A 12,759-nucleotide genomic window follows, 5' to 3' on the forward strand; every position below is an offset into this window, starting at 1 on the left:
GGTGGGGTGGGGGCAATATTGGACTGATAGAACACGCCGTCCAGAAACGCTCCGGCGAACTTGTGCGCCATGTTCGCGCACTCAATTTCTCGGCCAAGGTAGAGCTGCTGCTTACCGTCACCTGCCACCACTGCGAAGCGGTGAAACATGCTTTCATGCGCAGGAACCACTTTGTAGCGGGCCAAAGCTACCGCATTAACGTCGTCATCCACCCCACCCGCTGGTGCCGTCACGCTGTCTGCCGGGGCACGGGCTGCGATGGGGCTGTCTGCCTTGCCGGTGGTCTTGACTGCCTTCACGCCGTTGGTAGGCACGTCAGCAGGGCGCCAGATGTGGCCGCAGCCGTGGCACAGGTGGGAGCGATGGGGTGGGTTGTTCCATTGCGCGGCGCCTGGCTCAAACTCCACTGGAGGTTCCGAGGCGTCGATGTGCTGTGTCCCACACGCGGGGCAGAACAGCACCATGTCGATTGGCGCTGGCTGGCTGTCTGCCTGGGGCGTGGGGGAGGTGGTGGAAAGTCCGCGCGCATAAGACGAAATAGCAGAGTAGAGTTTCGTGCGCGCGTCAGGCATGGCGTCTCCGTGCTCTCTTGTCCACCCCATGGCCCGGGCCGTGAATGCTTGCGCATAGTCGTTCAAGGCCTTGTCGACTTCCTCTGCCGCACCGGCTGGTGCTTGCCGCATGTCATCTATGGTGTAGCTCGGCACCTTTGGCGCCCCCGCAGCCGATGGGGCGGGCTGCTGTGCCTCTACCAGGGCGGCAATGTGATCTTCGTAGCGCACCCATGGCCCGTCTTTGTTCGGGATGACGGCAGGAACGTGTTTGCTGTCGATGCAGTCAACAACCTCGTAACGAGTGATAGTGCGCAGCGCTTCTGGCGCCCCTTGTTGGTTTGTCATGATGGGTCCTAAATTTGGTGGCAGTCACACGGCAAGTCCATGCGCTGCTGGATGTCGTGGATGGGTACGATCTTTCTGGCTTGTGCCCAAAATCGCTGCTGCGGGATGTGTTCTGTAGCCGGTACGCCAGCTGCCTTCATTGAGGCAAAGCGGGGTTCCATGTCTTCCAGGTACACGGGCTGGCCGTTGTCATAGTGGATGGCGTAGCCAATCTCTTCTTCCGCCCATTTGCCCTTGAGCCAGATGTCCATGCGGGTGCAATACACGATGTACCAGTGCTGCCAACCAGCCTTGAGGCAACCGATGCAGTTCCCATGGGTGAACGTTTCATAGGTGCTGGGACGCGCAATGCCGACCTCTTCGGTGGCAAGAATGGATCTGTCACCCCACGTCACCAGCGGGTAATCGGTGCGGTAGCCCATAGAGCCAAGAACACCAGTGCGGCGCTGCATCCGCTCGCGTTCCTTGGGCGTGTTGTCGAAGCCGTAGTACACGACCGACTCAGTCGGTGGAGCGTTGGCAGCTAGCCACTCATAGAACGGCTCAGTTTTCAGGCGTGATGTGCACAACTCTGAACCGTTGCCGACCTTGAATGCTCCGGCTTCTACGCACACATCAAATTGATCCTGGGTGGCATTGCGCCGACTGGCGATGGTCAGCGGCAACCCCAAGTAGTCCGCGATCTCTTGCTTGAACCGCTTGATGTCAGCGTGCTCCACACTGAAATGCATGTCGTGGTTCAGAAGTACTACGTTCTCAGCTCCGAACTTGCGCGCCACCTCTATTGCTACGAGTGCAGATGAATGACCGCCGCTGTGGCAAACGATGTGCTTGTCAGTCATCACTCCCCCTTTCTGCTATCCGCAGATGAGGTGGGTGGGGCGGCGGCGATCATTGCGGCCCAGATGCGGCGGCAGTCGTCGTAGCTGGCACGCCATTTGGAACATGAGTAGCAGTGCCCGCCAACTTCTTCATCGACAGCCTCCAGCATGGCCTCTGTCGGCTCCTTTGGGACCATCACCCTTCCCTCTGGGGGAGAGGGGTGGGTGAGTGGCGCATCAGAGCCCAGCAGGGCGTTAGCGGCCTCGGCAAATGCCTTGTGGCGCCCCAGCATCTCGCCCGCCCTGGTGTGGCCCTTCAGCTCGGCTTCACCGAACCTGCCGTGTGCTGCCTTGTGCTCCCAGCCCAAGCAGACATCCCGGCGCATCTGCTCGATGTAGTTGCAGTACGCGCGGTCACTCAGGCCGCGGAATACCGCCTCCAGCGATGGCCGATTTTTCGCCACCGGCTCACTCCCCGCACTTGCTGCGAGAGAGGCGACACCATCCCGGAAGCCTTGGGCGCTTGCTGTTGCCATGTCGGCAGCGGTGAAGCCCTCGCGCAACTCCCGCGCATCAACACCCGCCCATGCCTTCGCCCCGCGCTCTGTCAGTGCTGACAGGTCGGGCATTTCCTGCGGCTGGCCCATCAGCGGGCCACTCACTCCACCTGCGCCGATGGATGCCAATTGGGCCTGTAGCTGTTCGTTCTCCGCCCGGATAGCTGCGATTTCCGCAAGCGCATCAGCGTGTGTCATGCTTTCGTGGCCGTCATCAATCGCAGCGCGCAGCTCTTCGTACATCAGCGCGGTCTGGGCGTCGTGCAGAAGAATGTCGCTGCTGCTGATGATGCTGTCGCGCTCCTTGCTGTCTGTTTTATCGGTCATGGGGAATCCTTGGTATATGGGTGCAGCGCTTGACCAACAAGCGCTTGCAGCTATGAATTGCGTAGCGCCGCCTGAATGCGGCGGCCAAGCCATGTGACGTTCGGGACCGCCCAGCTATTGCCCAGCGCCTTGTAGCGGGGGCCGTCTGGGCACTGGTCGGCGGGCTTGCCGCGCCAGGGGATGGCGGTATAGCCATCAGGGAAACCCTGCAGGCGCTCGCACTCGGTGGGCGTCAGGCGACGCACCTGCATGGCGTGCAGAAGCGTGGGGCCGCTTGCTGTTTCGCTGCTGCCTCTTGTGCCCATCGTTGCAGCGATATCTCCGGTCAAAGAGCCATTGAAGCAATCTGCTCCAACGGCTACTGCTGTCGGGTTTGCAGCCCCCATGGACGGCGCCAGTTCCTCAGTGCTCACACACTGCGTGCCCGACAGGTTGGCCTGGAATGCAATGGCCGGCGCATGCGCACCAGCCGCCAGCGGGTGGCAAGCGTCACCAGGCTGCGGGTTGCTGCGGTTGGCTGCGCTGGTGATCTGGGTGGTGTCGAAGGCCACCGGCACCAGCGGTGTCCCTCGCCCCGTGCCATCCTCGCTGGCGTCAAAACCTTCTCCGCGCAGCGTGTGTGTGGGCTGAACAAGGAACGTTTCCGTCTCGAAATCCATCCGTCCGCTTGCGCTTGCGCTTGCGCAGGCGTTGCGGGCCGTGGCCACATCAATGGGGCCGCTCTGGTTGTTGCCGCCGTAGGCGACTGGCAGTAGAAGCCCCGATTCGGCATCCTGCTGGGTCGCACTTCCTGCGGCCTTGCCGCCCGCCTGCAACGTGCCAGCGATCAGCCCGCCGTCACAGTCGAAGTCGGTCCCAAGGCCACCGCCTGCAGTGCTGCGCGAAGGGATGGTGGGAGCTGTTTGCCGCGCTTCTCGGCTCGGCGCAGTATCCCGGCGCAGGCCGTCCCACTCAAAAAGAACCTGGGCGGGATCGAACCCTTTTCGAGCACTTGCGACAACGAACACACGGCGGCGTCGTTGGGCCACTCCGAAATATTGGGCGTCCAGGGTCCGCCAAGCGACTGCTCGCCTGGGTCCATACACAGCACCAGCGTTCGACCACTTCCAGGGTTGTCCCGGCTTTGGAGCTTGCCCTGGCGGGACCAAAGGCTCATCTTCTCCGGCAAGCCCAGCCAGAAAGCACCCGAACGCGTTGTCTTTGGTGCTGAGTACGCCGGGGACGTTTTCCCAGAAGACGATGCACTCGTCATCACCGCGTCCAGCTCGAACATGGTCAATTGCATTTGCGATCTCCACAAATTTGAGGGTGAGGTTTCCGCGGGCATCAGCCAGCGACTCGCGCAGGCCCGCCACGCTGAATGCCTGGCAGGGCGTGCCGCCGCAGAGCACATCGGGTGCCGGCACTTCGCCGGTCAAGATGGCGCGCGCGATCTTGGTCATGTCGCCCAGGTTGGGGACGCTGGGGTAGTGGTGTGCCAGGAGTGCGCTGGCAAACTTGTCGATCTCGGCCAGCCAGGCGGCCCTCCAGCCCAGCTCATGCCAGGCGACCGTCGCGGCCTCAATGCCGCTGCAAACGCTGCCGAACATCATTGCGCCACCGCCTTTGCGACGCGGGCCGCAGCACGCTGCAATCGGGCGTTGAACCAGCGTCGCAGGACGTACTGGCGAGCAATGGAGATCGCCGTGTAGATCAGGCTGATGGCTACGTTCTCGCCCACGGTTGGCTGGAATCCGAATCGTGGGAATACGATGGCGTTGGCCACCACGCTGACAAGCAGGCCGATGGCGACGTTCATCAGGGCCTCAATCAGCGAGCCCAGGCGGGTTTGGTTCATGGGTTCTCCAGAAACGAAAGAGCCCGCGTGGTGCGGGCTCTGTGTGGTGTGGGTTATGGGGAGCGGCGCGCCATCGGCACCAATCCAGCCCAAGGGTTCACGGCGCCACGGCCTGTTCGGCTCTTGCGCCTCGCTGCCCAAAGTGCCCGGTTTCCCTGGTAGTAACGGTGCTTGATTTCCCGCTTGTGCGCGTCGTCAAACGTAGGGCGCGGTGCATCTGGCCCAGGCCCGGCTGCGTATACCGCCGCTTCGCGCCCCTGCACTCCGACCTGCTTGCGGTAGCGCACGATGCGGAAGAACTTGCCCGGGTGGTTCTCGCGCGCCGTGGTGATGCACGCATCGACCCGGTTGCGCGGCCAGTCCAGGTACTCGACCAGTTCGGGCACTGTCATGGGCCCGCACTCTTTCAGCGCGGCGGTGATGGCGTCGCGTGTGATGGGAGGCTTTGGCATCAGGCAGGCGCCCCATCCAGCACCGTGCGTGCACCGGAACTGTCCATGCGACTGACCACCCCCGCCTTTTCCATAGACTCCAGCAGCCGCGCGGCGCGGTTGTAGCCAATGAGCAGCTTGCGCTGCACGTAGGAAATGCTCGCCTTGCGGTCCTTGCGCACCAGCTCGGAGGCCTGCAGTTCTGATGCCCAGCCTTGGGCGATGCGGTAAATGACAAGGGACTTGAACATGGGGACTCCATGAAAAAGCCCGCACTGGACGGGCTTGGGGGTTGGGTTGCTGGGTGGCTCAGGCGGCCTTGGCCTCTTCGCCCTTTGCCTTCGGCGCCGGGAACTTCTTGAACGGCAGCGGCTTGATGTGCTGGCCGAAGAACGTGCCGATGGACTCGGCGGCCACGAACTTGGCGTGCACCTCGGGCTCCACATTGGGGTAGCAGTACAGGTGGCCTGGGCCGCGCGTGAACTGACAAGCCAGTGTCTTGCTGAGCGGGTCGTACCCGATTGCAGCCACTTGCGAGCTGTTTACTTGAACCAAGGCGATGGCTGGGGCAGCATCTTTTTCAAAGCCTTGGGGCGTAGGGAATGTTTTTGGCATACAGCCTCCTTCAAAGTGTGAATCCAGGGTGAAGCTCTCGCTTTGCAGCGATGTAGGCTTCGTGGGCGTCTTGGGCGTTGTCGAATGAGCCCAGGTATCGCCTCTTGTAGAGCGTCTTCACAGATGACTCAAAACGCCCATTTGGAAGTGCTTGGGCTCCGAGTAGTCCGGTGCTGCTGCTCTTTGGCGCCTTGCGGTAGTTCTGGCAATTGATTGCCTGGGGAACGTCGCGCAAGTTTTTCCAGCTGTCATCGGTGTGGTCTCCGTTTATGTGGTCCACGCATTTGTCGGGCCACTTTCCAGTCATCCACAGCCATGCCAGTCGATATCTGTAGAACAGTTGCCCATCAATCCGAATGCGTATGCGTCCGTCTTTTGATGGACTGCCTGCTTCTTCTCCAGGGTGTCGTCGGTGCGCCGCCCGGATCAGCCAGAACATCTGGCCGGATTCCGGCTCATAGCGGAGCACCTCGCGCAGGCGTTGCGCGGTAAGTTCCACCTTCGGCATATCAGGCCACCTGCAGCTGAGTGACCCGCAGGGTGTGCTCAGCGATGGCCCGTCCGATCAGCGGCATGTCGCTGTCGCGGTAGAAGCGGCGGGCACCCTCAATGCGTGCCGGGTGAAAGCCGAGTTCCGCCAGGAAAGCAGCGTTGACGATGTAGCCAAGCTGCGTGTTGATCGCGCCGATCAGCAAGTTGGCCGTGTCGGAAACCGCCGGCTGCGGTGAAGCGGCCGCGCGCTGCGCGGTTCCGATCACCTGCTGGGCGTCCAGTGTTGCAACTGCCTCGGCGTGCTGCTCGCGCACCATGCCGCCCAGGTCAGCAGCCACCGCCGGGTGCAGCGTTTCGGCCTTCGCAGCCTGGGTAATTGCAGCCTGCGCGGCGCGTTCCTCGGCGGCCAGCTTCTCGCGCGCCTCACGGTCGGCGCGGTCTGCTTCCTCCTTGCGGATGCGCTCGCGCTCGGCTTCCTGCCGTTCGCGCTCTGCCGTCACCCGGTTGGTGATGATCGCGGCCAGGTCATCCGGCGCCTTGAGCACCAGGGCGGCGGCATCGTGCACCACCAGCCCGCTGGCCTGCAGCGTCTTGACGTTGGCATGGATGCGGTTGGCGATCTCGCTGGCGGCGATCTTGGCGCGGGCCAGTTCGTCGTTCACGGCGCTGCGCAGGCTTTCCACCGTACGCTTGCCCTTGATGGCACCTGCGAAGTCGGCGGGAACCTGGGGCATGTAGTTCACTGGCATTGCCGCATTGAGCTGGGCGATGTGCTCGCGCAGCGCGGCGATGCCGCCTGCCACCATCTCGCCCCGGATTTCTTCCTTGCGGGCCTTCACAAGCTTGTCCAGCTCCAGGCGCGTGCGGCGGGCTTCGGCGCTGATGTCGTCGATGGTGCGGAACAGCTCGTCGATTGTGGCCGTCTGACTCAGTGCATGCTCTTTGGCTGCGGCCAAGCGGCTTTCCACATCGGCACACCACTTCACCGTGCTCTCTGCAGTCGCAAAGTCCTGGTCGGTGGACAGCGTGCGGTTGATGCCCTTGAACACCTCCAGTGCATGGGCTTTGTACTCGGGCAGGTTGCTGGCCGTTACGGCGCCAGTCACTTGGATCAGCAGCGCGGGCAGGTTGTCGGGGGTCTTGCCAACCACCGGGGCGGGCTTCGGTTCTGGCTGCACGTAGGCGGCCACGTCAGCTTCCAGTTGCGCCCAGCCAGCCACGATCTGCGAGCGCAGCGCAGGATTTGGCGTGTACCAGCAATGGCGGGCTTCGATGATGTTGCCGTCGTCGTCCCACTCACTGGCCGTAAACAGGATCTGCTCCGTGTCTCCCGCCACCATCGCCTGATGCTCCATCTGCACTTGGTAGCAAAGGGGAAGGTCGGCGCCAGTGCAGCCTTCGAACATGGCTTCGCGCAACGCGGCATTCAGGCGCTTGTGCTCCCACGAACGCTCGCCCAGCATGGTCTGGCCGTCAAAGCTGGCGCCGTATTTCCCGGAGGTGCCCACCAGCGGCGCCAGTTCTTCGCCCATGATCTTTTCCGCCATGGGCCGGGCGAGCTTTTCGAACAGGTGGCCCTTGTCCAGAATGTGGTTCTGCACGTAGTCCGAGAAATCACGCTCGATGCCCAGCGCGAGCTGCCGCACAAGGTCCGTACGGCTCATGTTCGGGCTGCAGGCCATCATGGCCGGGGCATCTGAGGCATTCAGATATTTGGCCCGGTGGGCACGCCATTGGTCGGTGCCTTGGGTGATGTTGTGAACTTGCATGGAAATTTCCTTGAAAATTGCGGCCAGCGCTTAATCAGTAAGCGCTGATAGCTACGTTTTTGATAGTGTTTACTGGCGTTCCAATTCGCCCAGCCGCTGCTCGTAGAGCGCATTCAGCTCGGCCTGCTGCTGGGTGTCTGGCACCTGCGAAACCAAGTCGGCCGCGAGGTTGAGGGAATCCACATCCTTGGCCGCGTGCAGCTTGTCGCTGACCTGGGCGAAGGTGATTGCGGGGCCTGGGTCAGCCGTTGGTGCAGCGGCCTCGTTCTTTGGCGTCACATCGGTGGCGGCCGCGTTCTTCACCGGCTTGATGCCGCGCAGCGTGGCCTTCTGCTCTTCGGTCATCGGCGTGTTGGGGTTGCGCGATTCCGTAAAGGCGATCAGGTCGTCTGCTGTCTTTCGCGCGCCCTGAATGACCTCGCGCCACTTAGGCAGGTTAGCGGCGAACTGCTCGGCGGGGTAGGGGGTGGGCTCGGGCTTCACTTCGTCGGCTGGGCCCATGTCCTTGCTGCGCACCAAGTCGTCAGCCTCTTCCTTCCCACCCATGCCGCGCAGTAGATCAGCCGCCGCATCGCGTGCTGCGAACCAGAATGCACGCCAAGCCATCTGGCGGTATGGCGATGTGGTCCAAGGCCCAGCTTTCCCCCACAGTTGTGCCGTTTTTGCATCTTCTATTGAGAAGGTCCGTTCAACCGGACGGCGCCCCGGTCGGGTGATCTTGCATCGTGCGGTCCCGGTAGCCCGAATGATTGCGGTGTCGTCCTCTTCAATCTCGCAGCCGGCGGCCAGCAGCATGGCCTTGCCCGCGTCCCCGTAAAGGTTTGGCTTGCCATTCACTGGCGCGATGCTCTGCAGGGCCTGCAGCGGCTTGAGGCCGATTTCGTGACCCCACTGCATGGCTATCAGGCAATCGCCTGGGCGGCCCCGGTATTGCTTGGGCACCATCTCGCTCTCAGCGAGGTACTTGGAAAAGGTCATGGCCTGCTCGAAGTTCTGCGGGCTCAAGTCGAAGCCCATGCCGCGCTGGGCCAGGGCAGTGCTTTCGGTTGTCGTTACTGCATTCATGTGAACCTCAATTGGTGGTTGTCGTAGATGGTCTTGACCCGGCGTTTCATGCCGTTGCTCTGGCCCACATGCCACTGGCCGCAGTGCTCACAGCGGTATGGAACGAGGGCTTTGTCGGTGCGGCGCCGTGCGCGCTTGCTGGCGGCCTTGGCGGTTTTGAGGGTGTGCGGAACCTTGCCAGTGGGGCATTCGTCCATGGCATCACCTCATTCGTGTGAGAGTCCAGGCGCCACGAGCTGCGGCCCATGGGCTGCGGAATCTGCGGTAGGTGCGATACCAGCGCAGGAATTCGCGGGCGAAGCTCATGGCCGCCTCCACTGCACCCAGGCGCCGCGCACATATACCGCGCTGTAGGCCAGCGACAAGGCCAGCAGGCCCCAGGCCGATGACTGCAGCGCGAAGGTGATCCAGAAGGGCTGCCCGCACAGGCCAACAATGGGCGCCCAGCGCCGGGCGCGCAGGTTGTGGCCGGTTGCCATGTAGAGGGCGGTCAGCCCGAAGAATGCGAGGGCGAGCTGGATCACTTGGCGCCTCCCCATACATGCCGCGTGCACACCGGGCAGATGACGAACCAGCGGGCTCCGTCGCGCGGGTCTGGTGACCACTGCACCTCGGAGTGTTTGAATTCCAGCTCGCTCTTGCAGTGGCCGCAGGTTTCGCGGTGGATCTTGTTTTCAGGCAACTTGCCTTGCTTGAGGATCTTCACGGCCGCACCTCACGCAGGCAATCAGCCTCTTTGTCGGCAACCCAGACAGCTGTCTCGCCAGGGCGGCAGGCGCGGCGCTGGAACTGCTGGAGCGCCCAGTCCCGCGAGTGCTGTGCTGCACGCAGTTCCTCGGTTTCTGGTGTCGGCTCTGGTTCATGGGCAGCCACGGCGCCCAGGCCAAGGGCGGCTACGACTGCGATCAGGGTGATGGAGTAGTTCATGGGGTTGCTCCTTTTGGACCAAAAACGGCTTCGCAAACCTGCCTGCACTTGTCGAGCGAAAAGCGGTCCTGCTCGTCGCGCACTCCGCTCTCCATGTCGATCCAGTAGCGAATGCCCTGGGCTCCGATGGTCTGAACGGCAGCCGCAACGTTCTCAGGCCGCAGCCCGCCCGCGTAGCCGCAAAAGGTGGTGCGATTGGCTGCGGGCCAAGCACCAGGGGTAACGCCGCGCCCGCCGCTGGCATCGAACAGGACATCCACCGACGCCACGCGAGGGAAGTCGCCACGACACTGCAGAATTGCGCGCAGGTTGCGCTCTGCAGCCCAGTTTCCGATCTGGCTTGGCTTCACCTTCGGATCGGCGGTGTTGATTTGCGCACGCTGGAAATAGCGCAGTTGGTTGTCGTGCGTCGAGCGGCCATCTGCAATCACTTCGCGCGCATCGCCGCCGCAAAGGTGCGCAGCCCAGCGCAAGGGCAGTTCAGAGACGAGCCACGCGATGGTTGTGAACTTGGGATAGCGCGGCTCAATGCCTTGCCGCTTCGGCGAGAAAAGGACGCCGAATTCGACCGGGTAGTCGTCAGCCAGCTGCACCAGGGCCGTGGCGTCGGTGTTGTCATCTACGCCGGTGAAGGTTATGAATTCAGGCTTGCGGATGCTCATTGGTGGTCACCTTGTTCGATTGATTCGGGGTCCAGCTCCGCGCCAATGGCCGCAGCCTCAGCCCGGAGTGCTGCCGCGCGTGCGGCTTCGTCGTTGCGGCGCTTGGTTTCAGCCTGTGCGGCGGCTGACAGCGCCTGTACGTTGCGGCGGAGGCTGGTGAAGTGCGGGGCGTTGAGTGGGTCGATCACGCTGCACCGCCTTCGCGGGCGCGCAGCATTTCGTCTGCCATGGCGTAGGCTTCAGCAGCAAATTCGGAGCGCGGCGCCTGCACTTTGCTGTCGGAAAGCAAGCCCTGCAGAGCCTTCGCGGCGAAGTAGTCGCGCAGGGTCATCCCAGGAAACTGCGCGGTCGTGTGGCCGTCTTGGTGCGGGGCGTCGGGATTGCCGGTGGATACCGGAAACGCTGGCCCGCCGTTGTTGATCTGTTCTGCCATCACTGCATCCCCATGTGCGCGTTGTGCTGCACCTGGTCTTGCAAGGCGCGGTGGTAGCGTGGATCGCTGGCCTCCAGCGCCGCCACATCGGCCCAGGCCTTGCTGCGCAGGCGCTGCAGCTCCTGCTCGGAAATCGGCGGCGGTGCGCCAGGGATGCGCAGCAGCGGCTGCACAGTGGGGTGTACGTTTTGCATTGCGCCTCCTGGGCGTAAAAAAGCCCGCGTGGTGCGGGCTGTTGGTGTTCTCTGGATGGATCAGTCGTACTGCGCTTGAGACTCGCTGTACACGTCGTCGTCATCGCAGTCGATTTCGAGTCTGGTGCGGCCCACGTACATGGCCATCAGGGTGGCGTAGAAGCTACCGATGACATCAGGGCGCGCAGATGGCGTCACGTCGGTATCCTTGAGCCGAAGCGCATACACCACACCATCTTTGTTCACGGCAAGTCTGTGTTCAGCGCTGTATTTCATGTCTTCGCGGCTGCGGTTCGTGCTTCCATAGCCTTGCTTGGGCCGCTCGTCGTCATCAAGGTACAACCACCCTCCGCCGCCGATGTCTGATGGCTCCCAGTGAGCGTAGAACGCCTCATGCTGTTCTTTGTGGAATCCAGCGCGTGCCAACTTCACCAAGTCAGACAGCTTCACGACCTCCGGGACCTCTGGCAGCACATCCTGCATCAGCTTGTCAAAGGCAGTCTCCACAGTGGCGGCGTTGGCCCCGTGCACATGCTTTGTCACGGCTGCGTTCAGCACATGCTGGAACTTGGCGACATCAGAAACGCCAAGGCCGTGCGGCATGGCCTCAACCAGCTGCTCGGTCAGCGCTTTGCGGAAATCGCTCCGGTAGCCCGTTGCCTCGTCAATGGCTGATCTCAGGGCATCGCCAATCGCCTTGTCGACGAGTGGCTGCAAGCGCTCGGCGGCGCAGGCCTGGGCAATGATTCCGGGAAGGTCCAACTCGATCTTGATTTCCATGTCACGGCTCCAAAGAAAAAGCCCACTCGGTGGTGGGCTGGTGGGGAATAAAAAAGCCCCGACAGGCGGGGCAAACCCCTGCTTTGCGGCAGGAGGGGAGGGAGAGGGTGGGCTACTTGCCGGGGGGAATTCACGGAACCACGGCGGCGTTTGGGTTGTGTGTGTGAATGGCGTTTGCAGCTTTGGCGTAGGCCATAAATGCGCCCTCCGCAGTATCGAAGTGCCCGAGAACTATTCTTTTCTGGTTGACCGCGATTTGGGCTTTCCATCGCTGCTTTTTCTTGGACCACGTAACACCTCGATACCCGCTAGTGTTGTTCGCCATAAGGGATGTGTTTTGCACGTTCTCTGATGCTGTGACCTCGCGCAGATTGGCAATGCGGTTATCCGTCTTCACTTGGTTGATGTGGTCCAGCATCATGGCGGGCCACTTCCCATGGACGTAGAACCAGGCAACTCGGTGGTTCTTGTACCGCTTGCTGTCAATGCTCATTCGCAGGTAGCCGTAGCTATCCAGTGCCCCTGCTTGGCGGCCCGCAGCGGCGCCTCTCACGCCGATTAGCCGCGTGAAAATTCCTGTCTCAGGGTCGTAGTGCAATAGCTCGCGCAGCCGTTCTAAGGTGAGATCAGCCATGTGTGTCTCCGGTGGTGGGGTTCTTTGGACCGGCTGCCATATCCGTCCAAAGTTTGTGAAGTGGCTTTTGCCCGTAAACCGCAGCGCACTCAATGAATGCGCTCTGGTTTTGCCCCTCTTGCGAAGGGCGGTGCGGTTTCTGCTCTTGGCCCGCACGCCTCATCTGCACTTTGCGCGCCCAGAACAGCGCCCGCTCTTTTTGATCTCGCTGGATACGGCACCCAGCGCGCGACGTTGAAAGCGTCTATGTGCATCAAGGCTGTTGAGGCCAAGGTGGTCCACTGAGTTAGCCCCATCGTCCTGACCCATGCCAGCG

Annotated in this window: 19 protein-coding genes and 2 pseudogenes; all 21 read right to left on the reverse strand. The window is 62.2% G+C overall.

The window, feature by feature from the left end; translation table 11 throughout:
- Positions 1-899, reverse strand: a pseudogene (locus tag DBR23_RS05880) (hypothetical protein); the annotation flags it as partial.
- Between the two features lie 8 nt (positions 900-907).
- The gene (locus DBR23_RS05885; protein ID WP_108497604.1) at positions 908-1,741 is read right to left on the reverse strand and encodes a hypothetical protein; all 834 of its coding nucleotides are present in this window, start codon (positions 1,739-1,741) and stop codon (positions 908-910) included.
- The gene (locus DBR23_RS05890; protein WP_108497605.1) at positions 1,741-2,604 is read right to left on the reverse strand and encodes a hypothetical protein; all 864 of its coding nucleotides are present in this window, start codon (positions 2,602-2,604) and stop codon (positions 1,741-1,743) included. Before DBR23_RS05890 ends, DBR23_RS05885 begins: the two co-directional genes overlap by 1 nt.
- A gap of 50 nt (positions 2,605-2,654) precedes the next feature.
- On the reverse strand, positions 2,655-4,196 hold the full coding sequence (locus tag DBR23_RS05895; protein ID WP_108497606.1) for a DNA cytosine methyltransferase: 1,542 nt from the start codon (positions 4,194-4,196) through the stop codon (positions 2,655-2,657).
- Positions 4,193-4,441, reverse strand: coding sequence for a hypothetical protein (locus tag DBR23_RS05900; protein WP_108497607.1), 249 nt, complete (start codon positions 4,439-4,441; stop codon positions 4,193-4,195). Before DBR23_RS05900 ends, DBR23_RS05895 begins: the two co-directional genes overlap by 4 nt.
- Positions 4,442-4,494: 53 nt before the next feature.
- The gene (locus DBR23_RS05905; RefSeq protein ID WP_108497608.1) at positions 4,495-4,893 is read right to left on the reverse strand and encodes a hypothetical protein; all 399 of its coding nucleotides are present in this window, start codon (positions 4,891-4,893) and stop codon (positions 4,495-4,497) included.
- Positions 4,893-5,069 (reverse strand): annotated as a pseudogene (locus DBR23_RS05910) (DNA translocase FtsK); the annotation flags it as partial. The pseudogene DBR23_RS05910 and the gene DBR23_RS05905, both read right to left, overlap by 1 nt.
- Positions 5,070-5,181: 112 nt before the next feature.
- Entirely contained in the window at positions 5,182-5,487 is a 306-nt protein-coding gene (locus tag DBR23_RS05915) for a KTSC domain-containing protein (protein WP_108497610.1), read from the reverse strand.
- A gap of 10 nt (positions 5,488-5,497) precedes the next feature.
- Positions 5,498-5,995 (reverse strand): HNH endonuclease signature motif containing protein, encoded by a 498-nt coding sequence (locus DBR23_RS05920; RefSeq protein ID WP_108497611.1) that lies wholly within the window; start codon positions 5,993-5,995, stop codon positions 5,498-5,500.
- Position 5,996: 1 nt separating this feature from the next.
- The gene (locus DBR23_RS05925) at positions 5,997-7,748 is read right to left on the reverse strand and encodes a YqaJ viral recombinase family protein (protein ID WP_108497612.1); all 1,752 of its coding nucleotides are present in this window, start codon (positions 7,746-7,748) and stop codon (positions 5,997-5,999) included.
- Positions 7,749-7,817: 69 nt separating this feature from the next.
- The gene (locus DBR23_RS05930) at positions 7,818-8,765 is read right to left on the reverse strand and encodes a hypothetical protein (RefSeq protein WP_233250301.1); all 948 of its coding nucleotides are present in this window, start codon (positions 8,763-8,765) and stop codon (positions 7,818-7,820) included.
- Positions 8,766-8,809: 44 nt separating this feature from the next.
- The gene (locus DBR23_RS05935) at positions 8,810-9,010 is read right to left on the reverse strand and encodes a hypothetical protein (protein ID WP_108497614.1); all 201 of its coding nucleotides are present in this window, start codon (positions 9,008-9,010) and stop codon (positions 8,810-8,812) included.
- Positions 9,011-9,115: 105 nt separating this feature from the next.
- The gene (locus DBR23_RS05940; RefSeq protein WP_233250302.1) at positions 9,116-9,337 is read right to left on the reverse strand and encodes a hypothetical protein; all 222 of its coding nucleotides are present in this window, start codon (positions 9,335-9,337) and stop codon (positions 9,116-9,118) included.
- On the reverse strand, positions 9,334-9,519 hold the full coding sequence (locus DBR23_RS05945) for a hypothetical protein (protein WP_108497616.1): 186 nt from the start codon (positions 9,517-9,519) through the stop codon (positions 9,334-9,336). Before DBR23_RS05945 ends, DBR23_RS05940 begins: the two co-directional genes overlap by 4 nt.
- Entirely contained in the window at positions 9,516-9,740 is a 225-nt protein-coding gene (locus DBR23_RS05950; protein ID WP_108497617.1) for a hypothetical protein, read from the reverse strand. Before DBR23_RS05950 ends, DBR23_RS05945 begins: the two co-directional genes overlap by 4 nt.
- Positions 9,737-10,402 carry a phosphoribosylanthranilate isomerase gene (locus tag DBR23_RS05955; protein ID WP_108497618.1) on the reverse strand — a complete coding sequence of 222 codons (666 nt, stop codon included), beginning with the start codon at positions 10,400-10,402 and terminating at the stop codon, positions 9,737-9,739. Before DBR23_RS05955 ends, DBR23_RS05950 begins: the two co-directional genes overlap by 4 nt.
- A complete protein-coding gene (locus tag DBR23_RS05960) occupies positions 10,399-10,590 on the reverse strand; it encodes a hypothetical protein (RefSeq protein ID WP_108497619.1) in 192 nt (63 codons plus the stop codon). Before DBR23_RS05960 ends, DBR23_RS05955 begins: the two co-directional genes overlap by 4 nt.
- Complete coding sequence (locus DBR23_RS05965) at positions 10,587-10,835, reverse strand: hypothetical protein (RefSeq protein ID WP_108497620.1); 249 nt, start codon at positions 10,833-10,835, stop codon at positions 10,587-10,589. Before DBR23_RS05965 ends, DBR23_RS05960 begins: the two co-directional genes overlap by 4 nt.
- Positions 10,835-11,029: a hypothetical protein gene (locus DBR23_RS05970; protein WP_108497621.1), complete on the reverse strand. Its 195-nt coding sequence runs from the start codon at positions 11,027-11,029 to the stop codon at positions 10,835-10,837. The genes DBR23_RS05965 and DBR23_RS05970 overlap by 1 nt, the downstream gene beginning before the upstream one ends.
- A 60-nt stretch (positions 11,030-11,089) precedes the next feature.
- On the reverse strand, positions 11,090-11,809 hold the full coding sequence (locus tag DBR23_RS05975; RefSeq protein WP_108497622.1) for a hypothetical protein: 720 nt from the start codon (positions 11,807-11,809) through the stop codon (positions 11,090-11,092).
- A 130-nt stretch (positions 11,810-11,939) separates the two neighbouring features.
- Positions 11,940-12,443: an HNH endonuclease gene (locus DBR23_RS05980; RefSeq protein ID WP_108497623.1), complete on the reverse strand. Its 504-nt coding sequence runs from the start codon at positions 12,441-12,443 to the stop codon at positions 11,940-11,942.
- Positions 12,444-12,759: the final 316 nt, after the last annotated feature.

The sequence above is a fragment of the Acidovorax sp. HMWF018 genome (assembly GCF_003061035.1).
GTDB classification, from domain to species: domain Bacteria; phylum Pseudomonadota; class Gammaproteobacteria; order Burkholderiales; family Burkholderiaceae_C; genus Acidovorax; species Acidovorax delafieldii.